Here is a 23,989-nt window from a genome sequence, read left to right as displayed (position 1 = left end):
CTTTGTCAGCGATTGTTGGCAGATACTCAGATTATTTCTCATCAGGATATCCTAATATGAAAGAGGTTACAAAACTCACCACAAAAGCAACCCCAATACCAACTAAATAGTACACAAATGTATCTCCGAAAAAGACAGGCAGACCACCCAACGGATTAAGCCCGAAACCAGTATTCTTAACTTGAAAAAGCCCCATAACAAAGCCACCCGCAGCTCCTCCAATTAGGACAGATGCAATTGTTTTCTTGAACTTAATAACAATACTGTAGAGTCCGGGCTCCATAATACCGATTAAGCCACTAATGGTGGAGGATAAAGCCACTGCTTTGGTGGATTTTCTTTTTACTTTGAAATATACTCCAAAAACCGCACCTGCTACCGCTGTATTTCCGGCCGCACATAGAGCCAAGATCACATCAAACCCGTTTGTAGAAAGGTTTTGAAGCATGATAGGAAGCAGCCCATAGTGCATTCCTGTCAACACAAGCAATGGGTACACCGCGCCCAAAATTGCCCCTGCAATAAATGTGAACTTACTATATAAAAAGCTGAAGCCCATAGAAAGGATGTTCCCTCCCCAAATGCCAAGAGGACCAATAACGATCAAAATTACGGGAACGATAATGATCAGTGTTAACAAAGGAGTAAGAATAATATCCAAAGTTTTGGGCACCCACGATTTAATAAATTTTTCGATGTAAGACATCAGCCATACTCCAATCAAGGTCGGCAGCACAGTGGAGGCATAACTCATCAGAGTAAATGGAATTCCCATAAAATCCAAGTTCACTTTGCCCTGGGCCACCATCCCTCCAAAGGTTGGATGAAGCAAGATCGCAGCTAATGTCGCTGCAATCATAGGATTACACCGAAACTTTGTCGCAGCACTATACGCCAAAAGAATTGGCAAAAAGCTAAAGGCTGCATCAGATATTACATTCAGGATAATATACGTATTGTTTTGAACAGAAATCCATCCGAAAGCCAGCAATAATGCCAGCAAGCCCTTTAACATTCCAGATGCCGCAATTGCGGGAATAATCGGTACAAATATACCCGACAGAGTGTCAAAAAAGCGGTCCAGCACCTTTTTATTCGTTTTCTCTTCCGTAGCTACCGATTCCGCTTCCTCAATCTTGCCATTTGGATCTGTCAACAAACGAATCTCGTTGTACACATTTTCAACCTGGTTGCCAATAATCACCTGAAATTGACCCCCATTATCAACCACACCCAGAACTCCGGTAGTGTTTTCCAAAACACTCTTGTTCTTATTAGCAATTGAAGTGTCTTTGAGAACAAAACGTAGCCTTGTCATGCAATGGGTTAACGATTGAATATTTTCCTGTCCACCCACTGATACAATTACTTTTTGTGCCAATTCTTTTTTATCCATTTCGATTCTCCTCTCAGCATTTCTTGTCTGCCATGAACTCCATTAGTCTTTCCTGTGAATAGATAATTAAGGTGTTCTTGTAATGGTGCTGATACCCCTTTCCTGCAAATGACTCAAAATAAGGATCATCCTTACTGTTTTCCTTCATATCATTTAGTGAGTCCAGAAGATGGTCAATAACCGAATTGTCAATGGGGAAAGGCCCGTGTGCTGGAAAAATATTCTCAATCTCATTTATTCTTGCTTTCAACTTGAGATAGGAATCCACTGCCATACTGAATGGTGCTTGTTCATCCGATGGGAGGAAATACCATATATTGTGACGAGTCACCATATCTCCGCTGAACAGATCTTTATTATCTGAATCCAGAAGTGCGATACAGCCATAAGAATGCCCAGGGAGATGAATGATTTCAAGGACTTTGTCTCCAAGGTCAAATGTGTCCCCTTCTTTGACAAACTTATAGTTTGTATGTTTTACAGTTGTTTTCAAATAAGCATTCTGATCGATATGGCCCATTAATTCAGGCATTTTTTTAAATCTATAATCCAAAGCCATCTGCTTCATGTCGGGATTATCATTCCGAAACAGCTTTCCCAAATCCAGTTCGTGAATATAAACTTCATTGAACCAGCAGTTACCTAATGCGTGATCCGGATCCCCATGACTGTTGACCACAATCAGAGGCAAATTCGTTATTGATTCGATGATCCCCTTTATATTCTCGTAGCCGTAAGCGGTATCAAATAAAAGCGCTTTCTCATTTCCGACCAGCAAATAACAACTTGTGGAATCTGCTTCCCTTATGCAGTAATTTCCGTTTCCGAGTTCGTAAACCTTATTGACAGCTGTACTATTCATGCTCTACCTCCATCCGTTAATTATGTCTATAAGATAATGAAGAAGCAGAAAAAAAACCATTCAGTTTTTTCGTGTGTAAACTCCAAAAAAACTGAACAGTCCTATTAGTTCATCATATCCTTAAAATCTGTGTAATTTCTAACCTTCCCGATTAGACTGCTTTGAGCAGGATCTGTTAAAAAACGAATATAATTATAAAATGGATAAGCAATGAGATAATCATCGAAATGAAACAGTGAAATAATAATTGTATTAACTGTCCTGGACTTATAGTGTATGCTCTTGGACAGTTTTCCTATATAAATTGCAGATGTCCCTTTCCGATTCGTCATCAGAGATAAATAAGCTACTTTGGAATCGTTGGGAATTAGATGATGTTTAACAAGCGTATCAGAATCAAACCTCTCTCCAATCCCTGATTTTTTCAAAATATAATCAATGCAACTAACCAAATCCTTATACCTGTCCGGAATAGAAATGAATCGATTTTCTCCAATTGCATTTTTTTCGACTCGCCTCAATTCCTTTTTTTTATATTGTTCCAAATAATTATTTATAAGCGTGGACAACAGATTTTTTTCTGTATCTCCAAATAAGGATTGAATAAAAATGACGCTTTGAGGTAAATCAATACTGATATTTTCCGTGGTTAAAACAACATCTATGTCTTCAAGAAATTTTTCTTTGTCTTCTTCAAATACATACCTCGGAATCGTTTTTATGATATGAACATCTTTTCCCATCATGCGATAAATTTCAGAAATGATCCAGTTTACCAATGCTGTATGTTCATCGGAAATGAACAATAACTTCAAGGTCAGTTTTTTCGTTTCAATGTAATTGCCTAAAAACAAAGTTATATATGCCAATTCTGCATCGGAATAGTTAAAATTTAATTCTTTCAACTGTTCTCGACAATAGGCCACAATACTGGCAGTCATCGGGAACAAGCGGTTGATTTGACGCTTAAAGAAATTAGCGTAATCATGGGCATTTTTTACTCTTTGATTTAGCTGATTAATGTAAAATGTAAAATTTTTCTCAAAAATGTCATAGTCCTTCAACTCGATTTGAAGTTCTTTGACGATATAAGTTAAGGTTGAAACGACTTTTATATCCTCTGGACTCCGTTTATCATCAATATTAAGATGATTTTGCTCTAATATGATATTCTGCATATAAACGAGATCCGGAGTCATAAAGCGTATTCCGGTTTCCTCTAACCCTGCTTCAATTTTTTTCATCATTGGAAGTATGGGTGAACGTAATGCAAATTGATCCAGTTGAAACCCCAGCTCGTTCCGAATATTACAGATTAAAAAACTTGCACAAACCAAACCGAATGCCTTCCCGGAAATAATATGTTGATTTTCCACCAAAATTTTTCTTAGTACTTGATTTATATTGAAATATTTCTGCTGTATTTTCAATTCCGACTTTGGAAATGAGTACTTTATAGAGGATTCCAGGTTTAATCCTTGAACGATCAGCTTAGATAACATGTACCGGAAGTCATCTTCTCTGCCTTTAAGTTTCAACCCTTTTTGATTGGAAACAATAAACGTTATTCCAGACATTCTATCCATAATTTTTTTCACTTCAGTGATATCCAGGTTAATCGTTGACTTGGATACATACAATCTTTCAGATAGCGCTTCCATACTTATATAATCCGATTCAAAGGCCAGAATACCTATGATGGTGTTGATTCTGTTCCAGACAGTGTGGTTTTCAATATTATTTTTATCAACAAGTATTAAGTTTGTTAGTAATTTCAGAATCTTTTCCTTTTTGTCAGTCTCTATAAAACAATACCCTCCTTTAGAAATTAACACTTGAACGTCACTAGCATGGAGAATACTGTCTATGTTCTCTAACTCAACCCTTATCGTTTGAACAGAAACATTAAAAATCTCAGCTAATATTTCAAGTTTTATCGGGATTTCATGATAAAGAATATAGGATAACATTATATTCTGGCGTTTACTGAACATCGATATCCTCTTCTTTCCACGTTTTTATTTACGTTAACGATTTAATTGTACTGTAAATTATAAACGATAACTCATATTGCTTGATCAGGCTATTTCAATAAGCAGTGAACATCAATATGCTACCCTCTGGATTTGGTCCAACGTCGTTTACATGCCCTGTAGTGTCAGCAGCGAGCGCAGGATAACTGGATAACACGACTTCATATCCAAGATTATGTTCACCCAATCGAATCCATTTTATTTTTTTTAGGACAGATTATAACATGAAGCGCGACACCCACTGGAAATAAATAAAAAATAGCCCATGGCCAGATTCATGTAGAATGAAGTTACCACACCACCTTCTACAAAGGAAAATCCACCATGAGCTACACTCATCTTTAGCATAATCGAACACAGCAAGCTAGAAATCCTGCATGGACAGAACTGGAGTGCCCGAGCCATTGCACGATGACTGGGGAGACATCACTCGAGTGTGAACCGGGGGCTTCGCAGGAATTGCCGTGAAGAGGGGGTATGAAGCAGCGACTTCCCATCAAGCTTGGTCCCCCTCTTTTGCTTACAATTTCGTTCTCTCCAGAAAGAAATGAACGACTCTCGGGGTAATTTCTGCTTCTTGAGCTGCAATTAGATAATCATCAAATCGGAAATAGTACCATGTTCTTATCCTTTATGGAAAAGGAACCAAGTTCTTGTCCCAAGCCTAGAACGAGAACTTGATTCTTTAAAACAAAAAAAGCCGTCATGTAGACGACTTCTAATGCGACTAAGTTCTTGTCCTCCGATACCTCTTAAGCTATTAACTCTATTTTTCTTTTAATAGAAGGTTTTAATCCTTCTAATTTGAACTATCGTTTCCCGTTAGCTTGACGTCGTGTTTTATTCTACTTCCGCTGTCACCTGTAAAACCGCTCTACCAAGCGTATGTTTCAGCATGTTAAACCCTAAAAATGTTGGTGTTGAATTAGGATCAATGCCAATATTCTCTACATCAAGAGCATGAACGACAAAATAATACCGATGAGGCCCGTCTCCTTTTGGAGGTGCAGCGCCGATAAATCGTTTGACTGAGGCATCATTAGGTAATTGTATTGCACCGGTTGGAATACCATTACCTTTTTCATCACCCGCTCCGGTGGGTAATTCAGTCACTTCTTTCGGAATATTCATAACAGCCCAATGCCAAAAACCCGCTCCTGTTGGGGCATCTGGATCGTAAACTGTCACTGCATAGCTTTTTGTTCCCTCTGGTGCACCTGACCATTTTAATTCAGGGGATATATCTTTTCCACCCTTCACACCAAAGAGTCCTGAAAATTGCTCAGTAGATAAAGGTTTGCCCTCTGAAATATCATTACTTGTCACCTGGAATTCTGCCACTTCTGGTAATCTTGCAAACGGATTATTAAGTTCTGTTTTTAAAGCACTACCCTCTGATTGGGATTGAGTAGTAACCGAATATTCTGATCCACCTTCACCACACGCTGTTAACAATACCATACAACATATCATAACCATTAATGATTTCATCTTAAAACTCCTTTATTTTTACAATTGATTAATATTTGAATTCATTTCATAATACCCTCAGTAGCTTTAATCAAGAGTACATATAGATCAAAATGGTTTAGTTTGTCTATATGTAGTATACATTTCGTTGGCTTAATCATTTATGAAATTGACTTATTTATAATTATGTTCTCATAACCACATTATCACTTTGCAATATATATTGCTTGGGTGCTATGATCATATGACTGAGCGTTTCAGACCATAATTCCCGAATACTGTCCTCCGCCGAGGATAGATGACTGACTTTTAGTACGAAACAAAATTAGTATACATGTTGGTTTCCTCACATTTCATAACAACTATTTATACGATCGTATGATTTAATGTTATATAATTGCGTTAGTATTGTCAATCTATAATTATGTCTTATTTGGGGAGGGCGGTATTTTTGTTATCGTTGGAAAAACAAATGTTGTTCTTGATTTCAGCGACAGAGGCTATCGACGTCAAACAACTTGTCGAAATTTATCAAGCACGAGGCGTAGCCAATCAAGTAGTTCGAAACGCACTTACACGTTTAAAAAGGGACGGTTATGTCATTTCGCCAGAACGCTCGAAATACGCTATTACAGCTTATGGACTCGGCTTTATAACGGCGATTAACAAAAAATCGCTTTTATTTGATAAGAATTGGGATGGAGAATGGCTAACGATCATGTTTGAAGTTCCTGAGACAGAACGCAAGAATCGGGATTCTTTTCGGAATGGGCTGCTGCAGCTTGGGTTTGCTGCATTATACAAAAGCGTTTACATCAACCCATGGAACTACACTAAAGAAGTGCTCAGTTTAGCTGAACAGTACAACATGACTGATTTTTTCACTATAATTAGAGGGAAATTCGTTTATCCTGAGCCGACTGAAATTGAAGTCAAACGATTATGGCCACTAAATGAACTGAACGAGGTCTACAAAGCTAAAGTCAATTGGTTTCGTTTGGAATTTATCCCAGCAACTACTCCACTCCTACAAGCTACGGACGATGATTTGAGTCTGTTTGTTCGCTTCCTAGAACTAGGGGAGATGTTGGCAGATCTGAGCTTGCAAGATCCCATTCTCCCGAAAGTATTGCTGAATGAAAATTGGCTTGGCAGATCGTACTACTATGAAATGCAACAATACTTGAAGCAGATTGCAAACGCTATTCAGCCAAGCTCACATTATCATATATTCGTTGACTGTTTTCTTAAAGGAAATTACTGAAATGAATGTTCACAACCATTTCTTACAGATTGATCATTTTTTGTTTCGGATCGATGATGCTGATGGCGGGGTCTAAACATGCCGGCATGTGGGCTTAATCCCGAGTGCCAAAATGTTTACTTTTTATACCATAAAGAGCGCAACGGTAAACTGAATCCAGTAATACTCTAGTTTATAAATCGTCAACTTCGGTGGTACTTTCCACATTCTGTTACATACCCTCCTCCCTAAAACCAAATTAGTTATTCATCAAACCGAAAATGGTCCGTATTATTGTCCTTAACTTGTGACAATAACATGGTACTTTAAATCAAAAAAAGACGCCATTTAGACGACTTTCTAAGCGATTATGTTCTTGTCCTCCGACATATATGTATCCTTAAAGGACAAGAACTTGAGTTGAAGGATTCCAGAAAAAACTGAGCGACCGTTCCTGGTAGAATACCAAGCAAAGGTCGCTACATTAGGTGTTTTTTTGGTGTTTACTTGACAGGATTATGACCAATTTGGCGACTTCATGAATACACGTTTTAGTCTAAACATCCAACAAGATTCATTACTGAAGAAATTCATTAGCCAGTAATTGATAGGCTTTGTGACTTGCATTTTTATCAGTGTAGTAATCTAATATCATAATCTCATCTAACATTGCTTGTTCAGCTAGATTTTTCAATTTATCCTTTACCTTGTTTATTCCGCCAATAACAAAACGATTCTTATTTTGTTCTCTTGCCGACTCCTCGGCCGGCGAATAAACATGATTGTTTGCCTCTTCTAATGTCGGGAATGGCGAAATCAAACCAACTGTGTGGAGCTTTGCCCAAAATAACTCTAACGGGCCTGCCAAATATTGTGCCTCTTCATCCGTTTCAGCCGTAATCACAATAGTGGCCATCATACTTTTGGGTTCAGACGAGAATATGGATGGCTTAAAGTTTTCTTTATAAGCACGCAGTATGGGTACAGCAAGATGCGGCGCTAAATACGAAGCGAATACAAATCCAAGGCCTTTTTCTATAGCAAATTGAACACCTCCGTTGCTTGAGCCTAACATGAAGATTTCTGGAATGTTACTTTCACCGGGGAACGGTTTAATCCGACTAAATGGATGGTCTGAAGGAAAATCCTTCGAGAAGAAAGCTAGTGTTTCATTTAATTGTTCCGGAAAATCATACGAGTTCATAGCTTCTCGGGAACGTCTCAAGGCCAACGCAGTCAAACCGTCTGTTCCTGGCGCTCTGCCAATTCCGAGATCAATTCTTTTGGGATACATTGCCTCTAAGGTTAAGAAATTTTCTACAACCTTTAGCGGACTATGATTAGGCAGCATAATCCCACCGGCACCTACACGAATTTTTTTTGTATGCGCTCCTGCATAAGCAATCATTATTTCCGGAGATGTACTTACCTGATTTTCAGCATTATGATGTTCTGCAAACCAATAACGGGTATACCCTAATTGATCAGCTAGTTGTACACGGTCCAATGATTCCTTTAGTGTCTCAGCAGCAGACTTTCCATTCATAATCGTAGCAATATCCAAAATAGATAATTTCATTTTAACTAGTGGATGAGTTAAAGTCATGTTCAAACCTCTTTTCATTATTATTTAGCCTACCAAATATTATTCCAAAAAAAATTAGAGAAATTACAAAAGATTATCCTCCATTTGCTTCATAAGTCTTCTTAGTAAGAGTCGCTCCTCAGGTATAATGTTTTGCAGCAATTTTTCTTGTTGGCTCGTCCAAATTTTTTTGACGGGCTCTTCTAATTGGGACCCTTTGGCCGTTAGATAAACTCTGCTTATCCTTGCATCTTTGGAGTCACGTTGACGATATACAAAACCATTTTTTTCAAGTGTTTTCAACATGTTTGTGACAGTTGACGGTTCACAATTTAAACTTTCGCAAAGCTGTAACTGTGTTATGCCGTCGCTTTTCCATAGAAGGCACAACAAGTTATCTTGCCCTACATGCAAATTGATTTCACGTAACATATTCGCATAGTCTCTTCGCGTTTGAGCAGCTATTTTATCTAGAAGTTGTCGAATTTCGTCATCGATCATAACGTCACGCCTTTTCAAAAATATTATTTAGCCCACTAATAATATCATATATAAATTTAATAAACAACTGACAACCTGAGTCAATGGAATATTGTTCAATAGTTATACAAGTAGACAGAACAAAAAAGACACTTTCATGCAGCAACCGTTTCCTGGTATCCCATCGGGGAGCGGCTTATCTGGCTGCTTTGTCCGTCACTCCTTGTGCTAGCAAGCTTCGTTTTAGGTCGTCCACGTCTTGATATGGTGGGTTCCAGAATCACCGTAGTTTTAATATTTCGTCACCCAACTTTGTACTAGCGATTTATTTCGAATATCCAATCGTTTCGCCACTTCACGATTGCTCATATGTTCTTCTATTTACCAACCGAACTGCCTCCATTGTTAACTCCAAGGAGTACTGCCGAAAGGTCTACCCCTTTTTAGCCATGAAAAATCCCCTCCGCTCAACAAGATTAAGTCCATCTTACCAGATGTCTTTTTTCTCTTGTCTACTAAAAGGGGATAATACCAATATGACGACTTCTTAAGTGTGTATGCTCTTGTCCACCGACATACTATTAAGCTGTCGGCACAGCTCCGATCTGTTGAAGCAACCCAAGCATATCGGGTTGGCCATATTCTTCGACGATTTGCCCACCGGAAAATCGGTAGAAATTCATTACCTGCACTTGGATGGTCTTTGTTGTCGGTGGGAAACCGAAGAAAGTGCCTAGGTGTGTGCCTCGCATGATGAAGCGTACAGCCACCTTATCCCCTTCGGCAACCATCTCCTCCAGCGTCCATTGGATATCAGGGAAGCCACCTCGCATCATTCCGATGATTGCGAGATAGCCAGTTGACCCCCGTATAGGCTCAGCCTGTCCGGGGACATAGAAGATCGCATCCAGTGCGATGAGTTCTTCAGCAAGCTTCTCGCTAGCGGTATTAATGAAATCCGTAAAGCGACGCATCTGGTTTTTGTTAGTTTCTAATGACATAGTGAAACTCCTTTCTAAACTCCTATTGTTTTTAGTTATTTGGGAAAGCTCCATTCTTCGAAACATGGATCATCTCATAAGGGAAACTTTTCTTAAAGTACTTTTCAACTCTGACATGAATATCTCTTCGGTACCATTCCGATAGCCCATGTGCTTCAAACAATGATGGCATTCCCAGCCACTCTGAACGTTTGCCCATCGAACCATCCCCGATAGTTAGCGTATCGATCCAAATACGATCCACGATTCCTTCCAACAATTTAGGGAAATCGGGGGTAAAAGGCAATACAGGAGAAATCGAAGCCTGGGTAGATACTCCAGTATCATGTAATTTTTTCAAGGCTTTTATTCTCAATTTGATCGCAGGTGCATATGGAGAGAAAATCCGTTTGATATCCTCTCGATCTGTTTCAATCGTCATGGAGACAAGAACTGTGCACTTTTCTTTCAATTTTACTAACAAATCTATATCCCTTGTAATGAGTGGGCTTCGTGTCTGGATTTGAAGAAAATCAGGTGGATACTTAATCATTTCTTCTAGTATTCCTCGAGTAATGGTTGCCTTTCGTTCTATCGGTTGGTAAGGATCCGTTGCCGAAGACATAAAAATCTTCAACGGTTTGTTTTTTTTACGAAGTTTAATCACTTCATCCCGGTAATTTTCAGCCTCGTTTGTTTTGATGTCCACCCATTCTCCCCAAGGAACCTCTTTAAACTTTTGAATCGGCATTTCTCTTACGTAACAGTACCTGCAAGAAAAGGCGCAGCCGCTATACGGATTCAATGAATGGGTATATCCTATATCTAAATAACCCTTGGTTTCGCTTAGAATTTTCCTGGAGAGAGTTTCTTTGATTTCAATTGCCATTTATATCAACATCCCGCCTCTCTTTATCAGGATTGAAAGACATTGAGGTATTCCTTGTAATCCTCATCGCTGAAGACATTAAAAATCCCCTTTAGATCTTCTATTGATAGGGATTACACTCTATAATTACGGATTAACGACAACAATCTTTCCGTTCGCACTATTACTCTCCATCAGAAGGTGAGCCTCATGGATCTGATCCAGCGTAAAAACTTTGGCAATCGGTGGTTTAATCTTATTCTTCTTGATGTAGTTAAACAGATCTATAAGCAGGTTTTCCTTGACAAATTCACTTGTAAAAGCAGTAAAATAAACACCTGTCGGAATATCTACCAATGGTTCAAAGTTATTGATTTGCCATTGACTGCCTAAAATCCCCGACATGCATAAGATGCCGTACTCAGAAACAAGTGATAGCGATTGCTTCAGCGTAACAGTTCCTACTAACTCTAAAACTTTATTTACGCCTTTTGGCGCGATAGCCAATAATTGTTCGGTTAAACGTTCATCATCAAGTAACACATAGTCCGCACCAGCCTGCTTAACATCATCCAATTTGTTCCTATCTCTGGTTGTCGATATAACAGTCGCACCGGCACTCTTCGCAAGCTGCAACGCAGCAAGCCCTACAGAGCTGGTTCCTCCACGGATCAGCAGCGTTTCTCCTTCGATCAGCCTGAGACAATCAAATAACGAGGCATATGCCGTATAAAACATTTCCGGGATCGCCGCAAATTCTGCCCAGTCCATCTCATGATGAATTGGGTATACTTGGGTCCAGGGGATAAGCGCATATTCTGCATAACTGCCATCAAATTCACGTCCCAGCCCTCCCATCAACGACACCACACGCTGCCCTTTCTTAAAAGTACTATCGGATGGGTCTTCAATTTCACCCACACATTCAATGCCAATAATTCGTGGGAGCTTAACGGATGGAGAATGACCTTGTCTTGTAAACATTTCTGATCGGTTAATGCCAAACGCTTTGATTTTGACGCGTACCCAGCCTGGCTTCACATCGGGAATTGGTACTTCACGCACAACCAAATCCTGAGGTCCACACGGTTTATCAAGAATAACTGCTCTCATTGATGAAGCTCTCCTCTCAGTAGTCGGTCGGATAACCTGAACCTCTATATCTTCTTCTGAATTTGAATCAATAACGCATTGGCTGCGATTGCCAATCCGGCTGACAACAAGCTTCCCCACAATATTTTGTAAACATTCATCGTACGAAGTCCATCGTACAAAAGACTGCCTAATCCGCCTGCATTAATGAATGCTGCGATCGTGGCCATCCCGATCGTAGATACAACTGCAAGCCGTATTCCGGTAAAGAGTGCTTTTATAGATAACGGCAACCTGATCTGAAACAATACCTGCATATGGCTCATTCCAATCCCGGTTGCTGCTTCAAGAATAGAGGGATCAATATCATTTAGTCCTGCGATAAAGTTACGCAGCAATACATATTGGTTATATACAATCAAAACTGAGATGGCTGTCACTTTTCCTAATCCCATAACTGGAATCAAAATAGCGAAGATCGCCAGGCTCGGAATCGAATAGACCAGTGAGAACAAATAAATCAATATTTGGGAAACGATTTTCGAAGACATGGCTGCGATCGTTAAGATTGCTGCCAGTAAGATCGAAATGATCATAACAACCACTAACATCTCCAAATGCTCCAGCAATGGCTTCCATAATTTATCCGGGTGATTGATGGCATACTCGATCAATCTAATCCCTCCCAGAAACGCTCTTGCTCTCTTGAGGAATGGATAAGTGACGCAACAAATTCATCTGCAGGGTTTTTCACAATATTTCGCGGCGTATCGAACTGACAAACTCTGCCCTTGTTCATAATGATGACTCTGGTTCCGAGTTTAAATGCTTCGTTGATATCATGGGTGACGAAAAGAAATGTTTTCTTTAACCCGCCATGAATACGTAAAAGCTCATCCTGTAAATACAATCGGTTGATGGCATCAATGGCTCCGAAGGGCTCATCAAGCAGCATGATTTTGGGATCTGTTGCCAAGGCACGAGCCAACCCGATTCGTTGTTGTTGCCCACCCGATAATTGTGAAGGATAACGATTTTTAAATTCCTGAGGCTCTAACCCAACAAGAAGTAACAACTCGTCAACCCTCGCATTGATTTTAGGCTGGGGCCATTTTAAAAGCTTAGGTACAGTTGCAATATTCTGAGCGATTGTCATGTGTGGAAACAACCCAACCTGTTGAATGACATAACCCATTCGTCTTCTAACCTTCACAGGGTCAACCGTTGCAACGTCTTCTCCAAACAGTTTTATCGTCCCTTCATTGGGTTCATTTAGACGATTGATCATTTTGAGCAATGTGGTTTTTCCCGAACCGGAAGAACCCAAAATCGTGATGAACTCCCCTTCTCGAATGGACAAATTCACATGATCGACAACATAATCCCCAGATTGCGAGTATCTTTTACATACATTGTTGAACTCGATCGCTGTAAGAGACATGTTCCCCTCCAAGTAGCCATTATTTAATAGTTTCATAAAACTCTTTTGCGACGTCTTCATACTCCTCTTTGTCTACGTCAACTTTAGCATTCAATGCAGTAACGGTTGCTGTATCTAGTGTAGCACTTACCTTATTGAGAACCTCTGCAATCTTAGGATTAGCATTTAATACATTGTCACGAATGACGGGGGCCAAATTGTAAGGCGGCCACACATGCTTATCATCTTTTAACAAAGTGAACTCATTCGTATTAACTAATTGGCCTTCCGTTGTATAGGCTGGTGCAACATCCGCTTCATTATTTTTAAGCACCTCATACTTCAAGCTGTTGTCGTACACCTTCGATGATTTCCATTTTAATTCTCCATACACTTTCTCTAATGCAGGAATACCGTCTTCGCGTTGATCGACTTCACCTTGGGATGCAAATCGAATTTCTGTTGCATGTTTCTGCAAATCCGAAATTGTCTTAATACCAAGCTTTTGGGAAACCTCAGTCCGGATGACAAGGCCCGCGCCATCGTTGGCTTGGGAGTAATCAAGCCAGGTAACTTGAAATTGTTTTTCATATTCTTCCTTCACGGTCTTATAAACTTTTTCAGGATCGGTGATGAGATCCATTTTTAAGACGGAAAGCAAGCCTGTCCCCGTGTATTCAGGATACAAATCAATTTCGTCGTTCACGAGTGATGTATGGATGACCGAACCTGCTATGTTAGGAACTCGTTCCACTTCGTATCCCGCATCTTCCAAAGCCAAAGCATACAATTCGCCAACGATAAGATTCTCTGTGAAATCTTTAGCCCCGACACGAATCGTTGTCCCACTGCCTGTATTGGAACTCTTCCCTCCACACGCTGCCAACGTTAGCGCCAATACCAGCGTGGTTACGGCTACAGCAAATAGCTTCCTTTTTATTCTCATCTTCATGATTTCATCCTACTTTCTTACGAGTTTATACTTGAACATAAAGCGATCAGCCACATCAATCGAAAGTACAGCCGAAATCGAAAGAACTGCAACCGATATACCGCCAACTAGAAGCAAGTCTACCCGTTTAAGACCTAAGCCTGTGAAAATAATACCTCCAAGTCCTCCTGCGCCGATTTTGGCAGCCAAGGTCGCGCTCGCAATGATTTCAATCGTTGCAGTCTTGATGCCGGTCAGAATCAGCGGGGCAGCTAAAGGAAACTTAACTTTCCACAACACTTGCCGATCCGACATGCCAACTCCATAAGCTGCCTCCAGCATAAAAGAAGGAACTTCTTCTAGTCCTGCTACCGTGTTCATCAGAATCGGCGGAATCGCTAGTAAAACAAGTGCGATTAATGCCGGTTTAACTCCAGTTCCCATAATGGGGATCAATAACAGAAGGACAGCCAGACTAGGAACAACACGTAGGATCTGAAAAAAAGATACGATCCATTTTTCGTATTGCTTATGTTTTACACAAAGGTATCCGCAAGTAATTCCAATAAATGCAGAGAACAGTAACGCAACAAAGCTAATGACGATATGTTCTTTCGCCAAAGTCAAATAGTCATATAGACTGTTTGAAAAGTATTCTGAAATCTGTAACCAAACATCGCTACTTGCCAAATGAACCCCCCACTTTTGTCACGCATAACGATCATTAGGTCAATAATCGAGCTTTGCTTGCTTTCCATATACATTTGTAATTGATTGCGTTACATTATAATAAAAGCAATAGAGTGTTTTTGAAAGTAGGCACCTTTTTATTGTATAGGAACCTTTTAGTAACTAATGGAGGGATATGAATGAAAGAAGTACCGCTATGCCCAGTTGCAACCACCGTCGGTTTAATCGGAAACAAATGGAAATTACTTATTTTACAGATACTACTTACAGGTGCCAAGCGCTTTGGAGAGCTTCGTAAAGGAATACCTGATATTAGTCAAAAAGTATTAACGCAAAACCTGCGTGCTATGGAGGAAGATGGTATTATTACTCGCGAGGTTTTCGCTGAGGTTCCACCCAGAGTAGAATATCAGCTAAGTGAATTAGGTAATTCGTTACGCCCCATTATCAGTGTCATGGAAGTATGGGGGGTAAATTATCAAAAAAATGCAAAGCACACTGCAGATGCAGAAAGTGGTTCTTAGTATTGACAGTTCATTTATGTTCTTATCCGCTGTCAAGTTTCTATGAATCATAATTTGGCAGCTCCATTAGCTCTAATGCGTATTTTCCATCACAATTGAATTGTAGCAAAAAACGCAAAAGTTCGAACTCTATACCTCAACAAAAAGGAGATGAATTGCGGAGAAGTTTGTTTCATATCCCGACCAAAATTCAGGTTGGATGGTCGGGCTATGCTTTAGGTTATGCCATTTTTGCACTGATATGCTGACGTCAAAAAGGCGTCACGGCTTCATGCAAATAAATATCCATCTCTTCCTTATATTGGTGCTCTTGCGTGGCGCTCCAGCCTGCCTGCTCAGACATCAGCGCAATGACAGGCTGCTTCCAGCGCTTCACCCCGTCAATCTGAAAGAACAACGCCCCGGTGCGGCGTATGAAAAAATCAGACGGTGTCACCGTCATTTCCTGCTCCATGGCATACAGGAGCGGGACACGTACTTCCACGGGCAGCGCAGCTTCCGTCTCGCTGGCCTCCTTCATGCTGCGTGCCGCTATGGCAAACAGTCGCTCCGCATTGGAGCCGTAGCGGGTGGCCCATGCTCTGGCGGTTTCTGGCGGCAATCCGAGCGTAGCTCCCGCTATCGCTTGCCTGCTCACGAAGGCGTCCCAGCCGGCGGAGCCGCCTACGCTGCCACCCGAGATCGGGATGTGTCTGGTGCGGCATGCCCGGAAGGTCTGCCCATGCAAACGCCCCAGCTCCCGTACCGCGCGGTCTACAACCAGTTCGGACATTTTCCGGTAGCCTGTCAGCTTGCCGCCCGCAATCGTGACCAGGCCCGAACGGGATTCCCAAATTTCATCCTTACGCGAAATTTCCGAAGGGCTTTTGCCATCCTCATAAATGAGTGGCCGCACACCTGCCCAGCTCGATTCTACATCCTTGACGGTCAGCTTCACATCAGGGAACATGCCGTTAATCGCTTGAAGCACATATGTCCGATCTTCAGCGGTCATTCGGGGATGGGCTGTATCCCCTGTATATACCGTGTCGGTTGTACCCGCGTACGTTTTCCCGTCACGGGGAATGGCAAACACCATCCGTCCATCCGGTGTATCAAAATAAACGGCCTGTCTGAGCGGAAATCGCTTGGCATCGAACACCAAATGGACTCCTTTAGTCAGACGAAGCACCTTGCCTTCTTTGGACCGATCCATCTCCCGCAGCGTATCCACCCACGGTCCGGCGGCGTTAACAACCAGCGAAGCCCGGATTTCATGAGACTGCCCCGTTACCCGATCCGTTACGCTCGCGCCGCTGATTCGTCCGCTATCATACAGCAGCTTGTCGGCCTTGGCGTAGTTTACAGCCAAAGCTCCTCGTGCCACAGCCTCCTTCATGACCTCAATCGTCAGGCGAGCATCGTCCGTACGGTACTCCACATAGCTGCCGCTTCCCTTCAGTCCTTCCCGCTTCAACAAAGGCTCCCGCTCCAGTGTAGCCCGAATATCCAGCATTCGACGGCGTTCACTATGCTTAACCCCGGCGAGAAAATCATATACCAGCAATCCGACAGAAGTGGTAAATGCGTTAAACGTGCCTCCCTTATGAAACGGAAGCAGCATACGCTCCGGCGTGGTCACATGCGGGCCATTTTCAAATACAATTGCTCGCTCCTTCCCGACCTCGGCTACCATTTTAACCTCAAACTGCTTCAAATATCGAAGGCCGCCATGCACCAGCTTCGTGGATCGGCTGGATGTGCCTGCTGCAAAATCCTGCATCTCGACCAGAGCTGTCTTCAAGCCGCGGTCAGCGGCGTCCAGCGCAATCCCTGCCCCTGTAATGCCGCCGCCAATAATTAAAATATCAAAATGCTCACGCCCCATATGCTCCAAAACAGCCGTTCTCTTCTGCGCAGCAAATCCCTGTTCTCCCATCATCTATCCCTCCAGCTTTATAATCATCCACCGACCCTATCATCAAAAATACAAAAAAAGACCACGAACATCGCTACGGCACATGCCGAGCGGTTCATGGTCTCTCCAAGTCTCCTGACGGGTATTAACTTAACTATATCCTAGCACACACCGTACTCCGTGAAAAGGGAAATCTGCCTGCTTGTATTTTATTAGCGCACGTCACTGTCCAAATATGGACCATTTATTCTAGAGTAAAATCCTGCAAATTCATGAGTCTGCGTGAGGAAACTGAATCGTTTCGAGGGGGCGAAATGATCTGACTTTCTATCGTCCTCAGAGAGATCCCTGCAATAAATCTTCTAACAGCTCATTAGTTCCTGTGTTTTCGACTGGCGTATATATCCCCATCACGAACTCACCGCTTTCAGAGACTGTAAAAGTATTGTAACGAAATGTCAATAGTCCTGCTTGAGGATGATGTATCACTTTTTCCCCTTCCGAGTTTCTGGAAACATCATGTCGTCCCCACCACTCTCTAAACTCCTCGCTCCTGTCACTTAACATGTTAACTAAATCCTGATACCACGAATCATTCATGTGCAAGGCGTATCGGCTTCTGAAATGGGCCAACAGCATGGTGGCGACGTTTTCCCAATTAACTATGCGAGCTTTGTTATCCTTCATCATAAAGATGCGCCAAAGAATATTTCTTTCAATTTCTGCTATTTGGTTAAAGTCTCCACACAATATACTTGTCATTTTGTTCCAAGCAAAAAGGTTCCATCGCCTGTCTAAGACATAGGCAGGGTATGTTCCCAGCTTGTCGAGAACCTGTTGAAGGGCTGGAGAAATGGATTCATCTTCTGTTACGTTTGGAAGTACAGAATGGTTAGCCAATACGAATAGATGGTTGCGTTCGTCGTTACTGAGTCGAAGTGTTCGCACCAAACTCTCCAGTACTTGTTCCGACACTTGAATATCCCGCCCCTGCTCCAGTGCGGTGTACCATGGTAAGGAAATGCCTGATAGACTTGCCACTTCTTCTCGCCTCAGACCAGGCGTACGACGACGTGAGGTCTCAACCCGAAATCCCACATCATGCGGGGATAGACGTGTGCGGCGGGTCCGAAGAAAATCAGCTAGTTCTCTTCGTCTTCTTTCAGAATTCATAACAATGATACACCTCTATATCCTGATAGAATTTATAACAGTATCCGTACGATTAGCATTCAGAACAGTACTACAAATACAGACCTATTTGGGCATTTACAAAACTGATTATAATCGATTTGTCGCCTACAGTGTAGGAGGAATCGGCAGTCAAGGCTGAATAGGTTGTACTTCCGTTCCATAACAAATAATCGAAGAAGAGGGGATTTATAGTGAAACCACAACAGAACGATCGTAGCAGTACTTTGAGAGGCCAACGCATTATTCTCTTCGGAGGAACTTCTGGAGTTGGATTTGCGACAGCAGAAGCCGCTGCACGGGAGGGAGCGTCCGTAGTCGTAGTATCCAGTCGAAAAGAGAAGGTTCACAATGCGATCTTGCGCCTCCCCCAAGGTTCGGAAGGACATGTGGTTGATCTATCTAGCGAGGAGCAGGTTCGAACATTTTTTAGCCAAATTGGTGAATTAGACCACTTGGTTTTCTCGGCAGGCGATTCATTACTAATCAAAAATCTCAGCTCAATTGATGTGGAGACTGCACGGCGATCCTTTAACCTGCGGTACTGGGGAGCGTTTATGGCCGCAAAATACGGAAGTGACAACATCAGACAGAACGGTTCCATCATTTTAACTTCTGGCATTGCCGGAGTCCGACCTCAGAAGAGTTTGACGGTCGCAGCCAGCGTATGTAGTGCTGTTGAATCTCTAGCCAGGGCGCTGGCTGTCGAACTCAGTCCGCTTCGTGTCAACACCGTTAGTTTAGGGCTAATACGTACTGAGATGTGGGACAGTATTCCTGAGGAAGACCTAAACGCGATGTATGAAACTGCCGGAAAAGACCTCCCGGCTGGCCGAGCGGGAGAACCCGAAGACGTGGCTGAGGCTTATCTTTATTTAATGCGTGGAAAATATTCCACCGGACAGACCATTGTCGTGGATGGCGGTTCTACACTGGTGTGATTTAATTGTACAAGAAGCGTAATATGCCTTTACTTTACGCTCCAATGAATTTCACATCGAGTCACTACAGACTCAATCATGGAGTTGCCTCCAACAACAAGGGTACTCTTAATGTCAGCATGCTTTAACCCATTACCATTCAGCAATGAAAAGACTGTACGAGGTCACCAGAGCATGATCATGTTCCTAGGTGGCCTCCCACCAAATAGCTTCTTTATATAGGGAACTGCTTAAGTCCTTGATCTAAATCCTGAAGAGTCAGAGTTCTGCTGATTGAATTCTCGTGATAGGACTACAAATTTCTATTCTATTGCCTATAATGCTCAAAAAGCTGTTTATTGGATGTTGTAACTGCTGTAGCTCCAGCAGCGAGCGCTGCTTCCACATCCTCAGGGGTACGAATCAGTCCTCCTGCCAAGATGGGAATACCCGTGCGTTCACTGACCTCTGTAATCATGGGCGGAACAACGCCGGGCAGTACCTCGATGTAATCGGGTCGCGTTTTTTCCACCAGTGCGTAGCTTTTTTCCAGCGCAATCGTATCTAGCATGAATACCCGTTGTACAGCGAGAATACCTTTCTTTTTGGCGGTCGCAATCACACCGGATCGGGTCGAAATAATACCGAACGGCTTAATCTCCTGACACAAATATTCAGTGGCATATTCATCATTCTTTAGGCCCTGCACCAGATCGGCATGAAGAAGCATCCGCTTGTTGTGGCTCCGCGCCAACTGGTACAGGCTGCGTAGCTGTGCTACGTGCGTATCCAGAAAAACCGCATACTCATAGGAGCTGTCCAAAATATCCTCCAGCTGTTTAATATGCTTAGCCGCAGGCAAAATGCGTTGTCCCTGAAATGGCATGGATATCCTCCTTATGCTGATTGTCGGTCAACTCTTTCAAATTTTATATTATCACTCTGTTCAACGAACGTGAAGCGGTTTCAGCTTAGGTATGTATAAAGGCTGCCCTCCCGGCCATAATTACCTCCCCGGGAAGACAGCCCTCATTCTTGGCAAGCTGATAACACAACAGCCTGTTGGATTCTTGTATATTGCGCTAAACTTTAACCCTCAAAGCCTTGGCGCAGCCACGAGGTAGCCAGAGCAATCGCCCCGCGCTTGGCTGCGGTTTCCGATAACGGGTTCAGCATTACGAAGTCGTGAATGATGCCCTGAAAGCGGGCAGCGATCACATCCACCCCGGCCTCACGCAGCTTGTTCGCATAAGCTTCCCCTTCATCCCGCAGCACGTCAGCCTCGCCTGTGATGACCAATGCTGGCGGCAGCCCCTTGAGCTGTTCGGTCGTTGCCCGCAGCGGAGACGCCGTAATCTGTGCCCGTTCATTGGGGTCTGTCGTGTATTGATCCCAGAACCATTGCATCCCTTCACGGCTCAGGAAATACCCTGTGGCGAATTCATGATACGATTCCGTGTCAAAAGAAGCGTCTGTCACCGGGTAGAACAACAACTGCTGTCGGATAGCAGGAGCGCTTCGTTCCTTGGCAAGCAATGTTACGGCTGCGGTCATGTTACCGCCGACACTGTCTCCAGCTACCGTCAGCGTATCAGGCTTCAGCCCATGCTCGCGTCCATGCTGAGCCACCCACTGAACGACCGCGTAGATTTCCTCAATTGCCGTTGGATATTTTGCTTCAGGTGACAAGCTGTATTCCGGGAATACAACCGCTGCCTGCGCACCCACAGCCAGCTCACGGATCAGACGATCATGCGTGTGGGCATTACCGAATACCCATCCTGCCCCGTGGATGTATACAATAACCGGGAGGTCGCCTGTCACCTGTTGTGGACGAACAATCCGGACCTTGACCTCCCCGCTTGGCCCACCGGGAATGGACAGGTCTTCCAGGTCTGCGGCAGGCTTGTTTGCCGGACCCGCTTGGACCTCATTGACCGTTTCACGTCCCTTTGCAGGGCCCAAATCGTACAGAAACGGAGGCTTGGCGTTATCGTCTGCGAACTTCTGCGCTGCGGGTTCAAGCTGTATCTTTTTACTCATATCGGTTCACTCTTCCTTTCCTGTCTGTTGTTTTTATCTATCCAAAGTTGCTTATCCAGGCTCATTCAGCTTCACCTTATATACTTAAACGGTATCATTTCTTTTTAATCGGATGGCTTTAGGATGCCCAACAGAAGGACTTGACTTTCATTCCGAAATGTAACTATAATAGTTACATATCCAAGTTCGTGAATGAACAGGATGAACTTACGATCAAACTAATGAATCATACAGATCATATTTATAGGAGGCTATTTATTATGAAAATTGCAGTTATTGGTGCAGGCGGTAAAGCAGGAGGCAACATTGTTAAAGAGGCATTGGACAGAGGGCATGAAGTAACAGCGATCGTTCGCGACTCTGCCAAAGTCACAGACAGCCGTGCGACTGTGGTACAAAAAGACGTTTTCGATCTGAAAACAGACGACCTGAAAGACTTTGACGTTGTCGTTAACGCTTTTGCTGCTCCACGTGGTCAGGAGCATCTGCATGTAGATGCAGGTAACATTCTAATTGAAGCACTGCGTAATGTGTCCGGTACTCGCCTGATTGTTGTGGGCGGCGCAGGCAGCCTGTTCACAGATGAGTCCCAAACCTTGTTGGTAAAAGACACTCCTGATTTCCCGGATTTCGTATACCCAACGGCTAATAATCAAGGAAAGAATCTGGAAATTTTGCGTGGAACCAACGATCTGAACTGGACTTTCATTAGTCCTTCCGCTGAATTTGCTCTCGGCAAACGCACAGGTTCTTATCAAGTTGGCAAAGATGTGCTGCAAGTCAATTCCAAAGGCGCAAGCTATGTCAGCTATGAAGATTATGCGGTGGCTGTAATTGACGAAATCGAGAAACCACAGCATCTGAACCAACGTTTCACCGTGGTATCCGAGTCCTAATTCCTGCACCTAATCCGAACATATATGTATGAAAAAGACCCTTCGGTCATGTCCCATATGTCATGAAAGGTTCGGTTTTGTTACAAACCGAACCTTCCATGCACACCGTGGGAATATGAACCCGGAGGGTCTTTTAGGTATGACTTAGCTATGCTTCTTCTGCTCATGGCCGGGAGATTTCTTATCGCTAAAGCACAGCTTGAGAATCGGAGGTGCAGCCAAAGTCGTCAGAATGACAGCAATAATGACGGATGTAAAATATTGCTGTGCCAGCAGGCCCGTTTGCAGCCCAGTAGCTGCGATAATGAGCGCGACTTCACCGCGAGATATCATACCGGAGCCAATCGCGAGCGAAGAACGGTTATTAAAGCCTGTCAGACGTGCCCCGATTCCGCCACCGATCAGCTTCGTCACCATAGCAACCAGTGTCAATGCAACGACAAACCCGATCTGCTGCCCTACTCCCTCGAAGGAAACATTTAATCCAATGCTGACAAAAAACACAGGGACAAAGATGGAATAAGCGATGGGCTCCACTTTTTCTTCCACGACATGCTTAAAGCTCGTTTGCGAAATGGCAATCCCGGCAGCAAAGGCTCCGATAATGCCCGCCATACCCAACATATCTGCAAAATACGCAAACCCGAAGCAGATGATCAAAGCAGCGGTAATGGTGGCCTCTGTCACCTTGAGCGGAGCCAGTATTTTCATGATCCAGGGAACCACAAACCATCCTCCGAATATAGCGACGACAAAGAAAAGAAGCTTTTTGCCGACGAGAAGCCCCAGAGATGTTCCCCCTCCTACCCCGAATACACTCATCATCACTGCAAGCAACACCACGACAAGTACATCATCCAGCACCGCTGCACCCAAAATCGTCGAGCCTTCCCGGGTGTTAAGCTTGTTCATATCCTTTAGCACCTGCACCGTAATGCTGACGGAAGTGGCGCTCAGGACAACACCGAGAAACCATCCTTCATGCACCGAAAATCCGAAGGCTTCCCCAACTCCAAAACCGCAGATCAACGGAAGAATAATCCCCCCAACTGCTACGGCTACCGCTGGTTTCCAGTTACGCCGAAGCTGATCCAGATCCGTCTCCAGCCCGGCAATGAACATCAGCAGCAGCACTCCGATTTCAGACATATCATGAATAAGTGTGTTGTTCTGAACCCACCCCAATACCGCTGGACCGAGTACAATACCAGCAATCAGCTTCCCTAGCACTGAAGGCTGACCGAGCCTTACCGACAGATCACCAGCCACTTTAGTAAACAGCAGAATCAGCAAAAGATACAATATAAATTGCATGGCTCATATACCTCCTTTAATCATCAAATGGTAGACATCTAGTATTGATAAAATGCTAAAAATTTGCGCAAAATATGTGCTGACGTGCCCTGAACACAACAAAAAAGGAACCTGTAATTACAGATCCCCTTAAAAAAAGACAAAGAGGAGCCTT

At 43.0% G+C, this 23,989-nt stretch carries 22 protein-coding genes; 4 read left to right on the top strand and 18 right to left on the bottom strand.

The features are described 5' to 3' along the window. Window positions 1-31: 31 nt before the first annotated feature. The 4 genes from ABH897_RS08400 to ABH897_RS08385 all read right to left on the bottom strand — a co-directional run bounded on the left by ABH897_RS08400 (window position 32) and on the right by ABH897_RS08385 (window position 5,782). Window positions 32-1,396 carry a PTS transporter subunit EIIC gene (locus ABH897_RS08400; protein WP_404591608.1) on the bottom strand — a complete coding sequence of 455 codons (1,365 nt, stop codon included), beginning with the start codon at window positions 1,394-1,396 and terminating at the stop codon, window positions 32-34. A 13-nt stretch (window positions 1,397-1,409) separates the two neighbouring features. Then, window positions 1,410-2,258 carry an MBL fold metallo-hydrolase gene (locus tag ABH897_RS08395; protein ID WP_404519346.1) on the bottom strand — a complete coding sequence of 283 codons (849 nt, stop codon included), beginning with the start codon at window positions 2,256-2,258 and terminating at the stop codon, window positions 1,410-1,412. A 104-nt stretch (window positions 2,259-2,362) separates the two neighbouring features. Then, a complete protein-coding gene (locus tag ABH897_RS08390; protein WP_404519345.1) occupies window positions 2,363-4,252 on the bottom strand; it encodes a BglG family transcription antiterminator in 1,890 nt (629 codons plus the stop codon). A gap of 879 nt (window positions 4,253-5,131) precedes the next feature. After that, window positions 5,132-5,782: a YbhB/YbcL family Raf kinase inhibitor-like protein gene (locus ABH897_RS08385; protein WP_404519344.1), complete on the bottom strand. Its 651-nt coding sequence runs from the start codon at window positions 5,780-5,782 to the stop codon at window positions 5,132-5,134. 430 nt (window positions 5,783-6,212) lie between these two features. Between ABH897_RS08385 and ABH897_RS08380 the strand changes: the two genes are divergently transcribed. Beyond that, entirely contained in the window at window positions 6,213-7,025 is an 813-nt protein-coding gene (locus ABH897_RS08380) for a PaaX family transcriptional regulator (RefSeq protein ID WP_404519343.1), read from the top strand. A gap of 556 nt (window positions 7,026-7,581) precedes the next feature. Here the strand turns inward: ABH897_RS08380 and ABH897_RS08375 are convergent. From ABH897_RS08375 to ABH897_RS08335, 9 genes are all read right to left on the bottom strand, one after another. Continuing rightward, window positions 7,582-8,610 carry an LLM class flavin-dependent oxidoreductase gene (locus ABH897_RS08375; RefSeq protein ID WP_404519342.1) on the bottom strand — a complete coding sequence of 343 codons (1,029 nt, stop codon included), beginning with the start codon at window positions 8,608-8,610 and terminating at the stop codon, window positions 7,582-7,584. Window positions 8,611-8,673: 63 nt separating this feature from the next. Next, on the bottom strand, window positions 8,674-9,090 hold the full coding sequence (locus ABH897_RS08370) for a MarR family winged helix-turn-helix transcriptional regulator (protein ID WP_404519341.1): 417 nt from the start codon (window positions 9,088-9,090) through the stop codon (window positions 8,674-8,676). Window positions 9,091-9,650: 560 nt separating this feature from the next. Next, window positions 9,651-10,070, bottom strand: coding sequence for an ester cyclase (locus tag ABH897_RS08365; protein WP_404519340.1), 420 nt, complete (start codon window positions 10,068-10,070; stop codon window positions 9,651-9,653). A gap of 31 nt (window positions 10,071-10,101) precedes the next feature. Continuing rightward, window positions 10,102-10,938: an SPL family radical SAM protein gene (locus tag ABH897_RS08360; RefSeq protein ID WP_404591606.1), complete on the bottom strand. Its 837-nt coding sequence runs from the start codon at window positions 10,936-10,938 to the stop codon at window positions 10,102-10,104. Between the two features lie 126 nt (window positions 10,939-11,064). Beyond that, complete coding sequence (locus tag ABH897_RS08355; RefSeq protein ID WP_404591605.1) at window positions 11,065-12,030, bottom strand: zinc-binding alcohol dehydrogenase family protein; 966 nt, start codon at window positions 12,028-12,030, stop codon at window positions 11,065-11,067. Between the two features lie 44 nt (window positions 12,031-12,074). Further along, window positions 12,075-12,683, bottom strand: coding sequence for an ABC transporter permease (locus ABH897_RS08350; protein WP_404519336.1), 609 nt, complete (start codon window positions 12,681-12,683; stop codon window positions 12,075-12,077). Then, window positions 12,680-13,450 carry an ABC transporter ATP-binding protein gene (locus tag ABH897_RS08345; protein ID WP_404519335.1) on the bottom strand — a complete coding sequence of 257 codons (771 nt, stop codon included), beginning with the start codon at window positions 13,448-13,450 and terminating at the stop codon, window positions 12,680-12,682. The genes ABH897_RS08350 and ABH897_RS08345 overlap by 4 nt, the downstream gene beginning before the upstream one ends. Window positions 13,451-13,469: 19 nt before the next feature. After that, the gene (locus tag ABH897_RS08340) at window positions 13,470-14,381 is read right to left on the bottom strand and encodes a glycine betaine ABC transporter substrate-binding protein (protein ID WP_404519334.1); all 912 of its coding nucleotides are present in this window, start codon (window positions 14,379-14,381) and stop codon (window positions 13,470-13,472) included. Window positions 14,382-14,390: 9 nt separating this feature from the next. Then, the gene (locus ABH897_RS08335) at window positions 14,391-14,981 is read right to left on the bottom strand and encodes an ABC transporter permease (RefSeq protein WP_404529624.1); all 591 of its coding nucleotides are present in this window, start codon (window positions 14,979-14,981) and stop codon (window positions 14,391-14,393) included. Between the two features lie 248 nt (window positions 14,982-15,229). Here ABH897_RS08335 and ABH897_RS08330 point away from each other — a divergent pair, with 248 nt between their 5' ends. Next, the gene (locus tag ABH897_RS08330; protein ID WP_404519332.1) at window positions 15,230-15,574 is read left to right on the top strand and encodes a winged helix-turn-helix transcriptional regulator; all 345 of its coding nucleotides are present in this window, start codon (window positions 15,230-15,232) and stop codon (window positions 15,572-15,574) included. A 250-nt stretch (window positions 15,575-15,824) separates the two neighbouring features. On the opposite strand, the gene ABH897_RS08325 is transcribed toward ABH897_RS08330, so the two are convergent. Beyond that, window positions 15,825-17,492 carry a glycerol-3-phosphate dehydrogenase/oxidase gene (locus ABH897_RS08325; protein WP_404591603.1) on the bottom strand — a complete coding sequence of 556 codons (1,668 nt, stop codon included), beginning with the start codon at window positions 17,490-17,492 and terminating at the stop codon, window positions 15,825-15,827. Window positions 17,493-17,807: 315 nt separating this feature from the next. Continuing rightward, window positions 17,808-18,644: a helix-turn-helix transcriptional regulator gene (locus tag ABH897_RS08320; protein WP_404519331.1), complete on the bottom strand. Its 837-nt coding sequence runs from the start codon at window positions 18,642-18,644 to the stop codon at window positions 17,808-17,810. A gap of 212 nt (window positions 18,645-18,856) precedes the next feature. Between ABH897_RS08320 and ABH897_RS08315 the strand changes: the two genes are divergently transcribed. After that, window positions 18,857-19,603, top strand: coding sequence for an SDR family oxidoreductase (locus ABH897_RS08315; RefSeq protein ID WP_404519330.1), 747 nt, complete (start codon window positions 18,857-18,859; stop codon window positions 19,601-19,603). 307 nt (window positions 19,604-19,910) lie between these two features. On the opposite strand, the gene ABH897_RS08310 is transcribed toward ABH897_RS08315, so the two are convergent. Both ABH897_RS08310 and ABH897_RS08305 read right to left on the bottom strand, forming a co-directional pair. Next, window positions 19,911-20,468, bottom strand: coding sequence for a glycerol-3-phosphate responsive antiterminator (locus tag ABH897_RS08310; RefSeq protein WP_283653728.1), 558 nt, complete (start codon window positions 20,466-20,468; stop codon window positions 19,911-19,913). Window positions 20,469-20,671: 203 nt separating this feature from the next. Beyond that, on the bottom strand, window positions 20,672-21,625 hold the full coding sequence (locus tag ABH897_RS08305; protein WP_283653729.1) for an alpha/beta hydrolase: 954 nt from the start codon (window positions 21,623-21,625) through the stop codon (window positions 20,672-20,674). Window positions 21,626-21,885: 260 nt separating this feature from the next. Between ABH897_RS08305 and ABH897_RS08300 the strand changes: the two genes are divergently transcribed. Continuing rightward, window positions 21,886-22,521 carry an NAD(P)-dependent oxidoreductase gene (locus ABH897_RS08300; protein WP_283653730.1) on the top strand — a complete coding sequence of 212 codons (636 nt, stop codon included), beginning with the start codon at window positions 21,886-21,888 and terminating at the stop codon, window positions 22,519-22,521. Between the two features lie 144 nt (window positions 22,522-22,665). On the opposite strand, the gene ABH897_RS08295 is transcribed toward ABH897_RS08300, so the two are convergent. Further along, complete coding sequence (locus ABH897_RS08295) at window positions 22,666-23,835, bottom strand: cation:proton antiporter (RefSeq protein ID WP_283653731.1); 1,170 nt, start codon at window positions 23,833-23,835, stop codon at window positions 22,666-22,668. Between the last annotated feature and the right edge of the window lie 154 nt (window positions 23,836-23,989).

The sequence above is a fragment of the Paenibacillus sp. RC73 genome, assembly GCF_044908085.1.
GTDB classification, from domain to species: domain Bacteria; phylum Bacillota; class Bacilli; order Paenibacillales; family Paenibacillaceae; genus Paenibacillus; species Paenibacillus terrae_A.
This window is presented reverse-complemented; position numbering and strand designations above follow the sequence as displayed.

Excerpts from the sequence above, each read along its gene's own strand:
- ABH897_RS08365 (WP_404519340.1), bottom strand. The coding sequence starts at position 10,070 with ATGTCATTAGAAACTAACAAAAACCAGATGCGTCGCTTTACGGATTTC.
- ABH897_RS08390 (WP_404519345.1), bottom strand. The coding sequence starts at position 4,252 with ATGTTCAGTAAACGCCAGAATATAATGTTATCCTATATTCTTTATCAT.
- ABH897_RS08360 (WP_404591606.1), bottom strand. The coding sequence starts at position 10,938 with ATGGCAATTGAAATCAAAGAAACTCTCTCCAGGAAAATTCTAAGCGAA.
- ABH897_RS08385 (WP_404519344.1), bottom strand. The coding sequence starts at position 5,782 with ATGAAATCATTAATGGTTATGATATGTTGTATGGTATTGTTAACAGCG.
- ABH897_RS08400 (WP_404591608.1), bottom strand. The coding sequence starts at position 1,396 with ATGGATAAAAAAGAATTGGCACAAAAAGTAATTGTATCAGTGGGTGGA.
- ABH897_RS08330 (WP_404519332.1), top strand. The coding sequence starts at position 15,230 with ATGAAAGAAGTACCGCTATGCCCAGTTGCAACCACCGTCGGTTTAATC.
- ABH897_RS08340 (WP_404519334.1), bottom strand. The coding sequence starts at position 14,381 with ATGAAGATGAGAATAAAAAGGAAGCTATTTGCTGTAGCCGTAACCACG.
- ABH897_RS08310 (WP_283653728.1), bottom strand. The coding sequence starts at position 20,468 with ATGCCATTTCAGGGACAACGCATTTTGCCTGCGGCTAAGCATATTAAA.
- ABH897_RS08345 (WP_404519335.1), bottom strand. The coding sequence starts at position 13,450 with ATGTCTCTTACAGCGATCGAGTTCAACAATGTATGTAAAAGATACTCG.
- ABH897_RS08295 (WP_283653731.1), bottom strand. The coding sequence starts at position 23,835 with ATGCAATTTATATTGTATCTTTTGCTGATTCTGCTGTTTACTAAAGTG.
- ABH897_RS08325 (WP_404591603.1), bottom strand. The coding sequence starts at position 17,492 with ATGGGAGAACAGGGATTTGCTGCGCAGAAGAGAACGGCTGTTTTGGAG.
- ABH897_RS08375 (WP_404519342.1), bottom strand. The coding sequence starts at position 8,610 with ATGACTTTAACTCATCCACTAGTTAAAATGAAATTATCTATTTTGGAT.
- ABH897_RS08300 (WP_283653730.1), top strand. The coding sequence starts at position 21,886 with ATGAAAATTGCAGTTATTGGTGCAGGCGGTAAAGCAGGAGGCAACATT.
- ABH897_RS08305 (WP_283653729.1), bottom strand. The coding sequence starts at position 21,625 with ATGAGTAAAAAGATACAGCTTGAACCCGCAGCGCAGAAGTTCGCAGAC.
- ABH897_RS08320 (WP_404519331.1), bottom strand. The coding sequence starts at position 18,644 with ATGAATTCTGAAAGAAGACGAAGAGAACTAGCTGATTTTCTTCGGACC.
- ABH897_RS08370 (WP_404519341.1), bottom strand. The coding sequence starts at position 9,090 with ATGATCGATGACGAAATTCGACAACTTCTAGATAAAATAGCTGCTCAA.
- ABH897_RS08395 (WP_404519346.1), bottom strand. The coding sequence starts at position 2,258 with ATGAATAGTACAGCTGTCAATAAGGTTTACGAACTCGGAAACGGAAAT.
- ABH897_RS08355 (WP_404591605.1), bottom strand. The coding sequence starts at position 12,030 with ATGAGAGCAGTTATTCTTGATAAACCGTGTGGACCTCAGGATTTGGTT.